Origin of the sequence: Arthrobacter crystallopoietes (assembly GCF_002849715.1) — a bacterium.
GTDB classification, from domain to species: domain Bacteria; phylum Actinomycetota; class Actinomycetes; order Actinomycetales; family Micrococcaceae; genus Crystallibacter; species Crystallibacter crystallopoietes.
The window spans coordinates 860,851-877,037 of sequence record NZ_CP018863.1 but is presented as its reverse complement, the minus strand read 5'-3'; the positions used below and the strand labels follow the sequence as shown (position 1 = coordinate 877,037).

12 protein-coding genes are annotated in these 16,187 nt (G+C 67.3%); 1 reads left to right on the top strand and 11 read right to left on the bottom strand.

Annotated elements, in window-relative coordinates; genetic code table 11:
* Positions 1-7: 7 nt before the first annotated feature.
* The 4 genes from AC20117_RS04250 to AC20117_RS04235 all read right to left on the bottom strand — a co-directional run bounded on the left by AC20117_RS04250 (position 8) and on the right by AC20117_RS04235 (position 7,305).
* Positions 8-1,189, bottom strand: a complete 1,182-nt coding sequence (locus AC20117_RS04250; protein ID WP_074703224.1) for a M24 family metallopeptidase — start codon at positions 1,187-1,189, stop codon at positions 8-10.
* A gap of 167 nt (positions 1,190-1,356) precedes the next feature.
* On the bottom strand, positions 1,357-2,868 hold the full coding sequence (locus AC20117_RS04245) for an NAD-dependent succinate-semialdehyde dehydrogenase (RefSeq protein WP_074700847.1): 1,512 nt from the start codon (positions 2,866-2,868) through the stop codon (positions 1,357-1,359).
* On the bottom strand, positions 2,865-6,014 hold the full coding sequence (locus AC20117_RS04240; protein WP_083339967.1) for an FAD-binding and (Fe-S)-binding domain-containing protein: 3,150 nt from the start codon (positions 6,012-6,014) through the stop codon (positions 2,865-2,867). Before AC20117_RS04240 ends, AC20117_RS04245 begins: the two co-directional genes overlap by 4 nt.
* A 7-nt stretch (positions 6,015-6,021) precedes the next feature.
* Positions 6,022-7,305, bottom strand: coding sequence for an aspartate aminotransferase family protein (locus AC20117_RS04235; protein ID WP_074700848.1), 1,284 nt, complete (start codon positions 7,303-7,305; stop codon positions 6,022-6,024).
* A 65-nt stretch (positions 7,306-7,370) separates the two neighbouring features.
* Between AC20117_RS04235 and AC20117_RS04230 the strand changes: the two genes are divergently transcribed.
* A complete protein-coding gene (locus AC20117_RS04230) occupies positions 7,371-8,363 on the top strand; it encodes a D-2-hydroxyacid dehydrogenase (protein WP_101632532.1) in 993 nt (330 codons plus the stop codon).
* Positions 8,364-8,428: 65 nt separating this feature from the next.
* Here the strand turns inward: AC20117_RS04230 and AC20117_RS04225 are convergent, their stop codons facing one another.
* The 7 genes from AC20117_RS04225 to AC20117_RS04195 form a co-directional block, all read right to left on the bottom strand.
* Positions 8,429-9,085 carry a DUF3618 domain-containing protein gene (locus AC20117_RS04225; protein ID WP_074700849.1) on the bottom strand — a complete coding sequence of 219 codons (657 nt, stop codon included), beginning with the start codon at positions 9,083-9,085 and terminating at the stop codon, positions 8,429-8,431.
* The gene (locus AC20117_RS04220) at positions 9,082-9,531 is read right to left on the bottom strand and encodes a phage holin family protein (RefSeq protein WP_074700850.1); all 450 of its coding nucleotides are present in this window, start codon (positions 9,529-9,531) and stop codon (positions 9,082-9,084) included. Before AC20117_RS04220 ends, AC20117_RS04225 begins: the two co-directional genes overlap by 4 nt.
* The gene (locus tag AC20117_RS04215) at positions 9,531-10,313 is read right to left on the bottom strand and encodes a methyl-accepting chemotaxis protein (RefSeq protein ID WP_074700851.1); all 783 of its coding nucleotides are present in this window, start codon (positions 10,311-10,313) and stop codon (positions 9,531-9,533) included. Before AC20117_RS04215 ends, AC20117_RS04220 begins: the two co-directional genes overlap by 1 nt.
* Positions 10,314-10,350: 37 nt before the next feature.
* A complete protein-coding gene (locus AC20117_RS04210) occupies positions 10,351-11,454 on the bottom strand; it encodes a YihY/virulence factor BrkB family protein (RefSeq protein ID WP_074700852.1) in 1,104 nt (367 codons plus the stop codon).
* A 301-nt stretch (positions 11,455-11,755) separates the two neighbouring features.
* Positions 11,756-13,015, bottom strand: coding sequence for an acyl-CoA dehydrogenase family protein (locus AC20117_RS04205; protein ID WP_074700853.1), 1,260 nt, complete (start codon positions 13,013-13,015; stop codon positions 11,756-11,758).
* Positions 13,012-14,406, bottom strand: coding sequence for an LLM class flavin-dependent oxidoreductase (locus AC20117_RS04200; RefSeq protein WP_074700854.1), 1,395 nt, complete (start codon positions 14,404-14,406; stop codon positions 13,012-13,014). The genes AC20117_RS04205 and AC20117_RS04200 overlap by 4 nt, the downstream gene beginning before the upstream one ends.
* Positions 14,403-16,184, bottom strand: a complete 1,782-nt coding sequence (locus AC20117_RS04195; RefSeq protein WP_083339731.1) for a dipeptide ABC transporter ATP-binding protein — start codon at positions 16,182-16,184, stop codon at positions 14,403-14,405. Before AC20117_RS04195 ends, AC20117_RS04200 begins: the two co-directional genes overlap by 4 nt.
* Between the last annotated feature and the right edge of the window lie 3 nt (positions 16,185-16,187).

The following is a 16,187-nucleotide window of genomic DNA, read 5'->3' as shown; positions in this document are numbered from 1 at the left end:
AAGTTTCCTAGCTGTTGATGGGAAGCAGGCCGCGCTTGTAGGTGGTGAACGTCTCCACCCCGGTAGCGGTCACGCGGATGGATTCGGAGAGGCCGTAGCCATAGTTGTCCATCCACATGCCGCAGATCAGGTGGAAGGTCATGTTTTCGGCGAGGACGGATTCTTCTTCGCTGCGGATGCTGATGGTCCGCTCTCCCCAGTCCGGCGGGAAGCCGACGCCGATCGAGTAGCCCAGCCGCGAGTCCTTCTCATAGCCATACTCGAAGATGGTGCGGTTCCAGACGGCCGCGACCTCGCGCACGGGAACGTCGGCGCGGATGACGTCGAGCATGGCGTTCAGGCCCTCGCCGGTGGCATCGGCGAGGCGGCTGAGCTCCGCGGAGGGCTCGCCCAGCGAGAAGGTGCGGTTCAGTGGCACGTGATAGCGCTGATAGGCCCCGGCAAGTTCGACGACGACGGGCTCATCGTCCTTCAGCCGGTCCTCGCTCCAGGTCAGGTGCGGGGTGTCGGCTGACTCGCCGGTGGGCAACAGCGGCACGATCGCCGTGTAGTCGCCGCCGAATTCCTCGGTGCCGCGGATCTGCGCCTCGGTGATGGCCGCGGCGATATCGCACTTGCGGGCGCCGGGCCGGATAGCCTGTTCGGCGGCGGCCATGGCGTTGTTGGTGATCACGGCGGCCTTGTGCATCAGCTGGATTTCCGCGGGAGACTTGATCGACCGCACCCAGTTGACCAGCTCAAAGGAGTCCACCAGCGTCCATTCGGGAATGGCGTTGACCAGCGCGCGGTAGGCCTTGGGCGCGAAGAAATGCGAGTCCATCTCGAGACCTACGCAGCCCTTGGCCGCCGGGGCAATCAGGTGGCGCTCGCGCAAGGCGAAGGCTACCCAATCGAAGGGGTGGATGTGCGGGCGGTGCACGTAGCTCTCCGGGTAGCCGACGATGCACTCGGGCGGTAGCCATGAGGTGCGGAAGGCTCCGCTGGCGTCCATCTGCCGGCTGAAGAGGATCATGTCGCCCTCGGCCGGCACGAAGACCAACTGCGGGGTGTAGAAGGACCAGGCGTTGTAGCCCGTCAGGTAGTAGATGTTCGCCGGGTCAGTCACGAGCAGGGCGCTCAGGCCCTGCTCAGCCATGCGCAGCCGGACTGCTGCGAGGCGTGCCGCATACTCTTCGGCGGTGAAGAGCATGCGGGCCGTGCCGTTTACGTTCAACTGAAGCTCCTTGCAAGCGCGGGTGGTCCACGTCACAGTAATTAGTAGATTGTCAACAATATACAAGGAGTAGCGGCCGGGTACAAGGGGTTTGGGCCCATTGGCGCCGGCCGGCTACTCCCCGAAGCGGAGCTGCGGGAAGATCAGCTCTTCGGTACTGCCATGTACTTGTATTCGAGGAACTCCTCGATGCCTACGCGGCCGCCCTCGCGCCCCAGCCCGGAGGCCTTCACACCGCCGAACGGAGCCGCCGGATTGGACACAATGCCGGTGTTCAGCCCGACCATGCCGACTTCCAGCGCGTCGCCCATCCGGAAGCCGCGGTCCACGTCCTGCGTGAAGACGTAGCCCACCAGACCCCAGGGGGTGTCATTGGCCATCTGCGTGACCTCTTCCTCGTTGTCGAAGGGGACCACGGGCGCCACCGGGCCGAAAATCTCCTGGCTCATCAGGTCCGAGGCCGGGCTGACGTCGGAGAGCACGGTGGGCGTGTAAAAGTAGCCCGGGCGTTCGGGCCGGGAGCCGCCGCAGACCACCGTGGCGCCCTTGGCTACCGCGTCGTCCACCAGTTCCTGGACCTTGACCAGAGCCTTCTCTTCGACCAGGGGCCCGACGGCGGTGCCCGGCTCTGCGCCGTCGCCCACCTCGAGTGCGCCAAGGCGTGCCGCGAGCCGGCGTGCGAACTCGTCGGCGACGGAACGCTGGACAAACATCCGGTTGGCCGCGGTGCAGGCCTCGCCCATGTTGCGCATCTTCGCAGCCACGGCGCCCTCGACCGCGCGGTCCAGATCCGCGTCTTCGAAGACGATGAACGGTGCGTTGCCGCCGAGCTCCATGGAGGAACGCATGACGTGCTCGGAGGCCTGCTGCAGCAGTTTCACGCCGACTTCGGTCGAACCGGTGAAGGAGACCTTGCGGGCAATGCCGCTGGCCATCCAGGGGGAGACCACCGAGGAGGCCTTGGTGGTGCAGACAACGTTGACCACGCCCTTGGGCAGCCCGGCCTCGACCAGGATGTCCACCAGTGCCAGCGATGACAGCGGGGTCAGGTTGGCGGGCTTGAACACCATCGTGCAGCCCGCCGCGATGGCGGGGCCGATCTTGCGGGTGCCCATGGCCAGCGGGAAGTTCCACGGGGTAACCAGCACGCAGGGGCCCACCGGTTCCTTGGAAACCAGGATGCGGTTCTTGCCGTCGCCGGTGGTGGTGACGTCGCCGCCGATCCGCACGGCCTCTTCGGAGAACCAGCGGAAGAATTCGGCGGCGTAGGCGACTTCGCCCTTGGCCTCGGCGAGGGGCTTGCCCATTTCGGTGGTCATGATCAGGGCCAGTTCGTCCTGCCGGGCCATGATCAGGTCGTAGGCGCGGCGGAGGATTTCGCTGCGCTCGCGCGGGGAGGTCTTCGCCCACTGCTTCTGCACACGGCCGGCGGTCTCGATGGCCCGGTGGGCATCTTCCGGACCGCCGTCGGCGACGGTAGCAATGACCTCTTCGGTGGCGGGATTGACAACGTTGAAGCGGGCGCCGGAGGCGGATTCGGTCCATTCGCCGTCGATAAATACGCCCGTGCTGACGCGGGAAACGGCGTCGAGCGCCTGCTGGGAGGTGCGCGCGTTGCCTGCGGTGCGGCCGGGGGAAGTGGTCTCAGTGGTCATGCGAGGTCCTTTTTGTCGATTGGTTCAGAGTCGAGGTCGGTAGTGGAATCGGCCTTGGGGCCGGTGGACGGCTTGCCGGGGTCCAGGAGTTGCGCCAGATGGCGCCCGGGTCTGGACTCGTCGAGCTGGTTGACCTGCATGGCGCAGGAGAATCCGTCGGTAAGCACCACGGTGTCCGCGTCCGTGTTTCGCAGTGCCGGGGCAAGGGAGTGCTCGGCGACCTGCATGCTCACGTCGTAGTGCTCCTTCTCGAAGCCGAAGTTGCCTGCCACCCCGCAGCAGCCGGAGGCATCTGTTACTCCGGTTACGCCGACGGCGGCCAATGCCTGGCGCTGGGTGCCGGCGCCGAAGACGGAGTATTCGTGGCAGTGCGTCTGCAGCACCACTTCCTCCGGCAGATCGTTCGCAGGTGCAGGCAGCGAACCGGCTTTGGCCAGCTCGTTGACGTGCGCGGCGAAACTGCGCACCCGGGACGCCACCCGGCGGGCCTGCTCGGTGTGCACCAGTTCCGGCAGGTCCTTGTGCAGGGCCGCGGCACAGCTGGGTTCGACGACGACGATCGGGCGGTCGGTGCCGTCGTCGAGCGCTTCGGCCGCCTTGCCCAGCAGCTTCTTGGCGGTATCCAACTGCCCGGTGGAAATCCAGGTCAGCCCGCAGCACGCGTCCGCCGAGCACTCGGTGCGTTCCCCGGCGCCGGTCAGGACCCGGGCCGCGGCGCCGGCCACTTCGGGACGGAAACCGCGGGTAAAGGTATCCACGAACAGCACGACGCCGGAATCCTCGTCCACAACCCGACGGTCATCCGTAGCCGAAGCAGCCGAAGCAGCGGTAACGGACGTACGGCGCCGCGCCCCGCCGTCGTAATTCCACGGGGGAAGGGCGCCGGCCGCGGCGACTTCGCGCTGCCAGTCGAGCGCACCGGCGAACTTCGGCAGGGCGCGTCGGGTGGTGAGCCCGCCCAGCGCGGCGGCCAGTTTGCCCAGCGGCGTGGCCAGCACCGCGTTGACCAGCGGCGCGATGCGGCCGGTGATCTTGAGCCAGCGCGGCAGCCAGCCGAGCGAGAAGTGCGAGAGCGGGCGCAGCCTCCCCTTATAGTAGTGATCGAAAAACTCGGACTTGTAGGTGGCCATGTCCACGCCCACGGGGCAGTCGCTGGAGCAGGCCTTGCAGGACAGACAGAGGTCCAGCACTTCGCGGACCTCTTCGGACTTCCAGCCTTCCTCGACGGTGCGGGCGCCGCGGACCATGTCCTGCAGGACGCGGGCGCGGCCGCGGGTGGAGTCCTTTTCGTCCCGGGTGGCGCGGTAGCTCGGGCACATGACGCCGCCGGAATCGGTGCGGCACTTGCCCACGCCGATGCAGCCCTGGACCGCGTGCACCCACGGATCCGTTCCGCTGCCGCCGGCGTCGGACGGGCTGTCGGTTTCCGCCGTGGAGCCGCCGCCGCTGCCGATCGGACGCAGGTCGAAACTGGTGCGCCACTGCCGCTGCGGCACGCCCTCGAGCGCGAGGTGCGCATCGATCGGATCCGGGTCCGTCAGCGATCCCGGGTTGAGGATGCCGGCCGGGTCCCAGATGCGGCGGTACGCGCTGAATGCGTCGAGCATCCGCGGCGAGTACATCACCGGGAGCAGCTGCGAACGCGCGCGGCCGTCGCCGTGCTCGCCGGAGAGCGAGCCGCGGTGCAGGACCACCAGTTCGGCAGCCCTGCGCGAGAAGCGGCGGAACACCTCGCGGCCTTCCTCGGTGCGCAGATCGTAGGTGATGCGGATGTGCATGCAACCGGCGCCGAAGTGCCCGTACATCACGCCCTGCAGGCCGAACTCGGCCAGCAATTCGCGGAAGTCCGCCAGGTAGTCGGCCAGTTTCAAGGGCGCGACGGCGGAATCTTCCCAGCCGGGCCAGGACTCGCCGCCGGTGGAGAGCCGGGAGGAGAGCCCGGCGCCGTCCTCGCGGACACGCCAGAGCGACGCGCGGGCCGTGGTGTCGGGCACCGCGCGGCCGTCGACGAGGCGGCCGTTCTCCTTGAGCCGGGCCAGCAGCCGGTCGGCTTCCGCGGCGACCTCGTCCGGATCATCGCCGTCCAGGTCCACATACAGCCAGGCCTTGCCGTCGGGCAGCCCGAGGACGGCGTCTTCACCGCGGCGGAAGCGCATGGTGTCGACGATGGCCTCGTCAATACCCTCCACCGCCGCGGGGGAAAACTCGAGAATTGTTTCCAGATCCCGGGCTGCCTCGACTACGTCGGCATACCCGAGGCAGACCAGCAGCGCGCTCGCCGGTTTGGGGACAAGCTTCATCCGTGCGCGGGTCACGATGGCGCAGGTGCCCTCGGAGCCGACCAGCGCCCGGGCCACGCTGAAGCCGTTTTCCGGCAGCAGGTTGGCCAGGTGGTAGCCGGAGACCTGGCGCTGGATGCGGCCCAGCTCCATGCGGAAGTCGGCCAGATGGCTGTGCGCGAGCTCCTGCAGCGAACCGGTGAGCGCGGCGGCGCGTGCGGCGGAGGCCTTGTCGGCGGGGTCCGTGGCGCGAAGCCCGGTGGCAGTGGCGGTGAGCCGGGCGCCGTCGGAAGTAACGACGTCGAGCTCCACCACGTGATCAGAGGTCCGTCCGTAGCGCACGGAGTGGTTTCCACAGGCATCGTTGCCCAGCGCCCCGCCCACGGTGGCGCGGGTTTTCGACGACGGGTCCGGGGCGAAGGTGAGTTTGCCGCCCGTGGCCTTCTCCACCTCGCGGGAGAGGACGGCGAGCACCATGCCGGGGTCGACGTCGACGGTACCAGCGGCCTCGTCGATGGTGTGGATCCGGTTCATGTGGCGGGAGAAGTCCAGCACCACGCCGGGGCCGATGGCGTTGCCGGCCATCGAGGTTCCCCCGCCGCGCCCGATCAGCGGCGTCCCGGTTTCGCGGCATGCGGCGACGACGGCGGCGACGTCCTCCACGCTGCGCGGGAACACCACGGCCAGCGGAGGCACGCGGTAGTTGGAGGCGTCGTAGGAGTACTCAGCGAGCCGGCGCGGCGAGCTGTCCGCGGCCACGCCGGCCGCGGCGAGGCGCGTCAGCACCGCCGGCTGCTTCTCCGGCGCCGGGATGCCGGGCAGGCGGGCGTCCGCCTGCCCGGTTGCGGGAAGAACTGCTTCGGTCATCGGGGGATCAGGCTCCGGTTCCTGCTCCGGCGGGAACGGCACCGACGACGGCGCCCACGGCGGCCTCGAAGCGCTCCAGTCCGGTGCTGATTTCATCGGCGGTGACTACCAGGGCGGGAATCAGCCGGACCACATTGCCGGCCGGGCCGCAGGTCAGGGACAGCAGGCCCTGCCCGGTGGTGGCCTGCTGGACCGCGGCGGCGGTCTTGGCGTCCGGGGTGCCGTCTTCGGCGGTGAACTCGATGCCCTGCATCAGGCCCAGGCCGCGGACGTTGCCGATCACCGGGAAGCGGTTCTGGATCTCCTTCAGGCCGGCCTGCAGCTGCTCGCCGCGGATGCGGGAATTCTCCACCAGGCCCTCCTCCTCCACTACCTCCAGCGTGGCCACGCCGGCCGCGGCGGAAACGGCGTTGCCGCCGTAGGTGCCGCCCTGCGAACCGGGCCAGGCCTTGGACATGGTCTCGGTGGAGGCCGCGATGGCGGAGATGGGGAAACCCGAGGCGATGCCCTTGGCGGTGATGAGGATGTCGGGGGTGGCGGTGGAGTACTGGTGGCCCCAGAACTTGCCCATCCGGCCCACGCCGGCCTGTACCTCGTCGAAGATCAGCTGGATGCCGTGCCGGTCGGCACGCTCGCGCAGGCCCTCCATGAAGGCCGGGGGAGTGGGCAGGTAGCCGCCGTCGCCCAGCGCCGGTTCGATCAGGAACGCGGCGGTGTCATTGGGGGCGGTGCGGGTCTGCAGCAGGTAGTCCAGTTCCTGCAGCGCGAAGGCGACGGCGGTGGCTTCGTCCCAGCCGTAGCGGTAGGCATAGGGGAAAGCGGACATGTGGACGCCGGCCATCAGCGGCGCGAAGCCGGCGGAGAACTTGGTGCCGGCCGTGGTCAGCGAAGCGGCGGCGACGGTGCGGCCGTGGAAGCCGCCCTGGAAGACCACGATGTTGGGCCGGCCGGTGGCCATGCGGGCCAGGCGGATGGCGGCCTCGACGGCCTCGGAGCCGGAGTTTGCGTAGAACACGGAGTCCAGCCCCGCGGGGAGGACTTCGCCGAGCTTCTCGGTCAGCGCCAGCAGCGGCTTGTGCATCACGGTGGTGTACTGGGCGTGGATGATCTTGCCGACCTGTTCGCGCGCCGCTTCCACAACCTTCGGGTGGCAGTGGCCGGTGCTGGTCACGCCGATGCCGGTAGTGAAATCCAGGTAGTCCTTGCCGTCGGTGGCATGGATCCACGAGCCGAGGGCGTGGTCGACGACGATGGGCGTTGCTTGCTTGAGCGCGGGGCTAAGAGAGGTCATGCCACCTATGGTGCAGGTCACACCTGTTTATTGTCAACAATCCTCTCATCGCGTACCGTGGAGGCGTGACTTACCGTGATTCCAGCTCCCGTCCCCGCGTTGTCATTCTCGCTGCGGAGGGCCAGCCCCGCCCCTACAATCTTGACGAGATCAAGGCGCGTGCCGACGTCGTTATTACCGATGCGGCCGGTCTGCCGGAAGCCGCCCGCGGCGCCGACGTGCTGTTCCTCTGGGACTTCTTCTCCTCCGCGCTGGGTGAGGCCTGGCCGAATGCGGATGCGCTGAAGTGGGTGCACGTGGCGGCGGCCGGGGTGGATGCCATGATGTTCGACGAGCTGCGGGCCTCCGAGGTGCTGGTCACCAACGCCCACGGCACGTTCGACCGGCCCATCGCCGAGTTCGCGCTGGCGTCCATCCTCGCCCACGACAAGCAGCTGCACCTGAGCAAGCGCCTGCAGCAGGAATCGGTCTGGCAGCACCGCGAGCTCACCCCGACCGGCGGTTCGCGCGCACTGGTAGTGGGCACCGGCGGGATCGGCCGCGCCACCGCCCGGCTGCTGCGCGCCGTCGGCATCGAGGTCCGCGGCGTGGGCAGGACCGCAAGGGATAACGACGGCGACTTCGGCACCGTAGTGCCGAGCGCGGATCTGGCCGAGCATATCGGCTGGGCCGACCATGTTGTGCTGATCGCGCCGCTGACCGAGCAGACCCGCCACATGATGAACGCCGAAGTCCTGGCGGCCATGAAGCCCAGCGCGCATCTGGTCAACGTCGGCCGTGGCGCGCTGGTGGATGAGGCGGCACTGGTCGAGGCGCTGCGCGAGGGGAAGATTGCTGCCGCTTCGCTGGACGTGTTCGAGGAGGAGCCGCTGCCGGCCGGGCACCCGTTCTGGCAGCTGGAGAATGTCCACATTTCGGCGCACATGTGCGGGGACGTGATCGGCTGGCGCGAGGCCCTGGCGGACCAGTTCCTGCAGAACCTGACCCGCTGGACCGCGGGGGAGCCGCTGGCCAACCTGGTGGACAAGGAACGCGGCTACGTCAGCTCCAGCCACTGACGGCGGCGGACCAGTGCGGGCGGCCGGGAATGTCCCTGCCGCCCGCACTGGTCGCCGGATGTCTTTTAGAAGCCGGTAGGGAGCGTAGAGCCGGCGGCGGCCGGGGAGCCTGACTGAGTGTCCTGGACATTGGACTTAGCATCCTGGGCTCGCTCTTTGACGTCTGCGGCGGCGCCCGCGCTCTCGTCCTTCACCCTGGCGGCAGCATCCTGCGCTGAGCTCTTGACGGACTCCATGGCTTCCTGGGCCGGACCCTTCATGTCCTGCGCTACCTGCTTGGCGGCATCGGTGAGCTCGGTTTTCAGCGGTTTCGCCTTCTCCTTCAAGGCAGTTGCCGCTTCCTGTTCCTTTTGGCTCGCGGGTATCAGCGAGGAAATCAGCATGCCGGCACCGAAGGCAATGAGGCCGGCCGCCATGGGGTTGCCGCGGGTCTTCTCGGCGACCTGATGCGGAGCGTTCTGCACCGTTTCGCCGGCGTGCTGGGCGGTGTGGGAAACGGATTCTCCGGCCTGGTGCATTCCGGATTTTGCCGACCCGGTGGTGTTGTCGGCCGCGCCCATGATGCTGCTCTTGACGTGGTTCATCTTGTCCCGGACTTTCTGACCTTGCCGGTGCGCCATCCCGGAGGGGCTGACCTTTTCCGCCAGCGCGTCGACGTCGGAACCTAGTTCTGCACGGGTCCGTTCAATTTCTTCGCGGATTTCTTCCGGTGACTGGCTCATGGGGTCTCCTCACCTGGTTTAAACGTCGGGGGAATTTCCTTGATGGTTTCCGCGGTCTGCGGCATGCCGCGAACCGTCTTCATTTCCTTCTTGCCCTTGGCGGCGAGAACGGCCGCAACAATCGCCCAGATTACGGCGACGATTACCGCCGACCAGCCAAGGCCGATCAACGTGCCAAGGGCATACATCAGTGCGAGGGAGAGGAAAACCAGGACAAGGTGCCCTGCCACGCCCGCGCCGGCAAACATACCTGCGCCCTTGCCTGCCTTGGTGCCTGATTCCTTGAGTTCCGCCTTGGCCAGTTCGACTTCCTGGCGCATGAGGGTTGAAACGTCCCGGCTGACTTCGCTCAGAATGTCGCCCAGGGACGAGTTCTGTGCCCTGATCTCGGCTTCCGTGGGCGGAATCTCGTAGGCGTGCGAGCCGGCGGAGTTCGATTGTGTCATTAGAGCGCATGCCTCCGTTCGGGGTCGGTGCTGACGGGCGGGGTCCCGGGGCGAAGGGTGGGCTCGTTGTCCCAAGGATCGCTGAAGGGATCTCCGGTCACCGGAGCCGTCGTGCCGAAGCCGCCGTCTGCGGGCGCGCGTGCAGGTTCGGCTGCCGGTGGAGCAGGCGTGCTTCGCGGGCTTTGGACCGGAGCACCGGTGCGCGGACCGGACGATGAGTCCGATTGCGCCCCGGTAATGCCGCGGGTCAGCCGGCCTGCCAACAAGCCTGCGCCAGCGGCGATTGCCAGAAAGGCGCCCGGCCGGTTACGCGCAAAGCCCTTGACTTCCTGCAGCAGCGAACCGGGGTCGCGTGCTTCAAACCAGCCGGCCACATCGCTTGTCCTTTGGGCTGCCTGGCCAACCAGGTTCGCCGCGGTGCCGGAATTTTCCGAGGCCTGGGACATGGAGCGCAATTCGTCGCTCAGCGACCGCAGTCCCTCGGCGACCCGCTGCTGCTGCGTTCCTGCCTGGTCTTTCAGATTCGAACCCAGTTCGTGTACGAGGTTCTTGGCATGCGTGCCGGCCTCCTGGGCCACGGCCTTGGTCTCGTCAACTGCGGTGCCTGCAACCTGTTTGCCGGCACTGGCCCCCTCTTTGGCGACGTTCTTCCCTTCGTCTTTGGCCGCCGTCGTTGTGGATGAGCTGCCGGTTGATGCGTAGCCGGTGGCCGTTTGGCTGTTCTGAATCGCTAGATTCTCTGTGCCGGGCGCCGCCGGTTCCTGCCAGTTCTGCGTTGTCATAGTTTGAACTCCAATGCTGGATGCGAACTAGTTGCCGTCAGTCCCGATCAGGACTCCTACCGTGCCGTTCTCTGAGCTCACGTCCGTCGTTGATGTCCTCCCTCTCCTTCTCGAGTTTCTTGTCGCTCGCCTTGGTATCCCGAGGCGGCAGCTGGATGGTATCCTCGGCCTCGATGCCGCCCTGGAGCTGGCGTCCGCGCTCCATCTCGGCGTCGAACTCCGCGCCGAAGAGCAAGGAAATGTTGGCAATCCAGATCCACAGCAACAGCACGATCATGCCGCCAATGGCACCGTAGGTCTTGTTGTAGTTGCCGAAGTTGGTCACGTAGAAGAAGAAGCCCAGGGAAGCGAGCGCCAGGACGAGCAGGGCGATAAAGGCGCCGACGCTCATCCAACGGAACTTGGGCTGCTTCACGTTCGGCGTCGCGTAGTACAGGACGGCGATAATGAGGATCGCGAAGATCACCAGCACCGGCCACTTGGCGATGTTCCATACCGTCACGGCGGTCTCGCCCAGCCCAACGGCGTCGCCGATCGCCTGGGCTACGGGGCCGGAGACGACCAGCAGCACAGCCATTACAACGGCCAGCAGCAGCATGATGAGCGTGATGACCAGCATGGCCGGGCGCAGTTTGTAGAACGGCCGGCCCTCTTCAACTTCATAAATCCGGTTCATCGCCCGGCTGAAAGCACCGACATAACCGGATGCGGACCAGAGTGCGCCGGCAAGGCCTGCAATCAGGGCAAAACCTGCAGCCGGCGCGCTAGCCAACTGCTGGATCGGCTGCCGCAGAGTCTGGACCACTTCCGGGCTCGCGACGCCTTCCACGATCTGCAGCAGTGTTTGGGTGGTCTGTTCGGCCTGCCCGATTACGCCCAGCAGGGAGACCATGGCCAGCAGCGCAGGGAACAACGACAGCACTCCGAAGTACGTTAGAGCCGCGGCAAGGTCGGTGCACTTGTCCTTGGAAAATTCACGAACGGTCCGTCGCAGGATGTACTTCCAGTTGGGATTCCGGACGTCACTGGGCTTGTCCGGCTTCCGCGAATGATCGGGAGCCGGAGCCTCGTGGCTCTTGCCTGCACTGTTCTGGTCTTCTGTGGTGGTCAGGCCGCTGGAAGGCACATCATTTCTGGACATTGGTACCTCCGGTCGTGTGCACTGACGTAAGGGCAGTTGATGGGTTCTTGTGGACGCTGCGGAGCTTCCTCCGCCCGCCCGCCTTACGATGTAAATTCATGCTAAGCATGCTTAGTAAACACCTGCAATGGCGGTTGCGGAATTGGTTCCCAAGTTTTTGCCAAGTAGCTGCGCAGAATCAGCCTGGATTGTTCCTGCCCGGGTATTCCCGAAACCATTGGAAACAACGACGGCGGGGGCGCCAGCCGGGTTCTTTAGCCCGGCAGACACCCCCGCCAACTTGTTCTGATTCTGGTTGTTGTCAGGCGGTTCCGGAACGCCAGACGAACTCCGGGACCGAGCTGTTGATCTTCCAGTCACCGACCACGCGTGACTTGTAGACCACGGGGTTGTGGGAGGAGATGACCCGGGCGTTACGCCAGTGGCGGTCCAGCTGCAGGTCGGACTTCGTGGCGGATGCGCCCAAGGCATCAAACAACGACGACGACGCGCGCTGTGCAAGGTCGGTCACCACGATCTGGGCCTGGGAAGAGCCGAACTCCACTTGGAGGACGGCTTCCTCGAACGCGAGGTGCCGCGCGCCGCTGGTCGCTGAGCTGTCCTGGTTCCCGGTCGCAGTGCCTCTACTTGCTTTACTCGCGGGGCGGAGGTCGAAGGCATCCTGCAGCAGCTCCGCCACGCGAAGGGTGGCAGCCTCTGCGGCGAAGGCCTGGGCCGAAATCTCGCCGACGATCTGCTGGATCTGGATGTCCTCGCTGGGCCGGACGCCGTTGCCGTGGCTGAACACGCGGGTGCGCTCGCGGACCGCTTCGGAAACGTCGCGGACCACGCGCTGGGTGATGCCGGCCAGGGTGGCGACGTGGATGAGCTGGTAGACACCGGTGGCGTACGGCGCCTGCTCTGTTTCCACCAGGATGTCCGAGGCGGGGACGGCAACGTTGTCGAAAACGGTGGTTCCGGAGGCCGTCAGGCGCTGGCCAAAACCGTCCCAGTCGTCGTGGATCGTGACGCCGGGCGCATCCGCACGGACCAGGGCGATGATGTCGCGGCCGTCCGCGGTCCGGGCACCGGTCTGGATCCAGTCCGCGTAGAGGCTCCCGGTGGTGTAGTACTTGGTGCCGTTGACACGGAAGTTCTCGCCGTCCGGCTCGATGGTGGTGCCCACCCCGCCCACAGCTACCGGGCCGGTTTCGGTCCACGCGTTGCCCAGGATCTGGCCTTCGCCCACCCGACGCAACCACCCGGCGTCGTTCGCGTACAGCCGGCCCTCCACAAAGGCGATGTGCGAGCGCAGGGCCTGGGCGAGGTTGGACTCCGCCGCGGCCAGCTCGATCAGCAGCCGGAAGAACTGCACCGCCGTGGCCCCGTCGCCGCCGAACTCCCGCGGCACCCTGACGGCGCCGAACCCGGCCGCCGCCAGTTCGCCGATCTGCTCGTGCAGCAGCCCCCGGTCCGTTTCCCGCCCGGCGGCCCCGGCCGCGATGGACTTGAAGAGCGGCCGGTACTTGGCCGCCAGCTCGGCATAGGTGGGGGCAGCAGCAGGCGCGGTGGCGATGCTCATACAGTGATCTCCTCGCGGCGGAACGCGCCGCGGTAGGCGGCGCCGGGATGGGTGGCGGGCAGCAGCGGGCCATTGCCCGGGAACAGCCGTTCGCGCAGCGTGCGCTCCGACTCCGAGTACGCGGTCCGGTAACGGCCGCGCTTCTGCAGTTCCGGAACCAGGAGTTCGACGACGTCGGTGAACGTTCCGGGGGAGAGGAACTGCACAATGTTGAACCCGTCCACGTCCGTGGCGTCCACGATCTCCTCGATCCGGTCCGCCACCTGCTCCGGAGTACCGGCGATGAAGAACTCGTCGTTGCGCGGGTCGGCGAGCGCGTCGATCAATTCGTGCGCGCGCTTGCGGCCCGCGCCGGTGGCGAACTCGGCCTCCATGGACTGCGCATGGTCACGGCCCACATACTGCAGGTACTCATCCGTCTCCAGCGAGGCGACGTCGATCCCGGAGGAGCCGCCGAAGTGCACCAAATGCCCCTCGACATCGCGCAGCCGCACCACCTCTTCGACCTTGCGCGCCACCTCGGCCTCGGTCTCGCCGAGCACGATGTTCAGCGAGGCCAGCGCCTTGACCGCGTCGCGTCCGCGTCCGGCGGCCTCGGCCCGCTCGCGCAGGTCCCGCACGTCCGCGGCCACCCGCTGCACGGTCCGGGAGCTGACGAAGACGGCTTCGGCGTGCCGGGCGGCGAAGTCCTTGCCGCGCTCGGAGGAACCGGCCTGGTAGATCACCGGCGTGCGCTGCAGCGAGGGTTCGGACAGGTGCGGTCCGTCCACGGTGAAGAACCGGCCGGCGTGGCCGATCTCGTGTACGCCGTCGGTCTCGGTGTAGACCCGCCGCTCCCGGTCGCGGACCACGGCGCCGTCGTCCCACGAGCCCTCCCACAGCTTGTAGGAAACGTCGAGGTATTCTTCCGCGATGTCGTACCGGTCATCGTGCTTGATGTGCGCGGGCAGACCGAAGTTGCGCGCCGCGTCCGGCAGGTAGCCGGTGACCACGTTCCACGCCACCCGCCCCTTGGTCAGGTGGTCCAGCGTGCTCAGCCGCCGGGCGTTGCCGAACGGCGGCTCGTAGGTGGTGGAGAACGTGACGGCGAAGCCGAGGTTCCGGGTCACGGCAGCCATCGCCGGAACCAGCAGGTACGGATCATTGTTGGGCACCTGCAGTCCACGTTCGACGGCGGGACCGCGGCTCCCGCGGTACACGTCATAGGTCCCGACCACGTCGGCCAGGAAGATGGCGTCGAACAGGCCGCGTTCCAGCAGCTGCGCGGTCTCCGTCCAGTACTCGATGTCCGTGTACTCATGCCGGCGGTTGTCCGGATGCACCCACAGCCCATGGTTGATGTGGCTGACGGTGTTCATCTCGAAACCATTGAAGTGGATCTCTTTGCTCATGATGCCTCCTTGGCGGCGAGTTCGCGGGCGGGCAGTTCCGGCACGGCGGCCAGCAGCTGCCGGGTGTAGTCGGTCTGCGGGTTCGTGAAAATGGCCTCGGCGGTGCCTGCTTCGACCACCCTGCCGTCCTTCATGACAAGGACGTCGTCGCTCACGTGGTGGATCACGCCGAGGTCGTGGCTGATGAACAGGTAGCTCAGGCCGAGCTGTGACTGCAGGTCCGCCAGCAGGTCCAGCACCTGCGCCTGGATGGAGACGTCCAGGGCGGAGACCGGCTCGTCGAGCAGCAGCACGCGCGGCTGCAGCGCGAGCGCCCGGGCGATGGCCACGCGCTGGCGCTGCCCGCCGGACAGCGTGAGCGGGCGCCGGTTGAATAACGACGGCGGCAGCCCCACCTGGTCGAGCAGCGTCACCGCCCGCTCGGTGCGGTCGCCGGCCGTGCCGATGGAACCGGCCTCCAGCGCGTCGATGATGACCCGGCCCACGCTGAAGCGGGGGTCGAAGGAGCTCAGCGGATCCTGGTTGACCAGCTGGATGTCCGGGCGGTGCCGGCGTCGTTGTTCCTCGGAGACCTGGTCCGCGCCGGTACCGGACCAAGCGAACCCGCCGAGGGTGACACTGCCGGCGTCCGGCTGGGTAAGCCCCAGGGCAATCCGCGCGGTGGTGGACTTGCCGGAGCCGGATTCGCCCACGATGCCCAAGGTTTTGCCGCGTTCCAGCGTGAAGGACACGCCGTCCACGACGGTACGGCGGGTTCCGCCCGGGCCGGGGTAGGACTTCACCAGGTCCCGGGCCACGATGGCGGGCGCCGTTTCGGAGAACTCCGTGGTCCGGTCGGCGCCGCCGGAAAGGGCTGCACCGGAGACGGGAACGACGGCGGAGAGCCTGCTGCCCTTGGCCCTGCCGGAAGGGATCGCGTCGATCAGGGCCCGGGTGTATTCGTGCCGCGGGTTGGACAGCACTTCGGCGGCGCGGCCGGATTCGACGATCCGCCCGCCCTGCATCACGGCGATCTCGTCTGCCAGATGGGAGACCACGGCCAGGTCATGCGAGATGAAAACCAGCCCGCGGCCCTGTTCTTTCAGCCCAGCCAGCAGCTCCAGGATCTGTGCCTGCACCGTGGCGTCCAGCGCGGTGGTCGGCTCGTCGGCGATCACTAGCTGCGGATTGAGCACGGTGGCCTGGGCGATCAGCGCCCGCTGGCGCAGCCCGCCGGAGAGTTCGCCGGAACGCTGCTTGACGCGCACTTCCGGATCCGGAATGCCGGCGTCGCGCAGCGCCTGGTGCACCCGCTCCAGCCGGGCAGCCTTGCCCCGGACACCATGCGCACGCAGCGCCTCGTCGATTTCCTGACCTACGGTGCGTAGCGGATCGAGTGAGACCAGGGCGTCCTGCAGCACGTAGCCGATGTCCTTGCCGCGCAGCCCGCGCCACTGCCGCTCGGACAGTTTCAATGCGTTCCTGCCCAGCACGTCCAGCCGTCCGGCGGTGACCTTGGCGTTCGCCGCGTTCAGTCCCACCAGGGTGCGGGCGGTGACCGTCTTGCCGGAGCCGGATTCGCCCACCAGCGCCAAGGCTTTGCCCGGTGCCAGCGCCAGCGAGACGTCTTTGACCACGTCCACCGTTCCCCGCGGCGTGGCGAACGAGACGTTCAGCCCTTCGATGTTGAGCAGGGAGTTGGCGCCGGCTGCGGCAGCGGAGGTGCCACCTGCGGAACCGGCGGGCGCAGCGGAAGCCGAACCCCCGCCGTCGTCGTTGTTTGTGCGGTAATCAGTCATGTC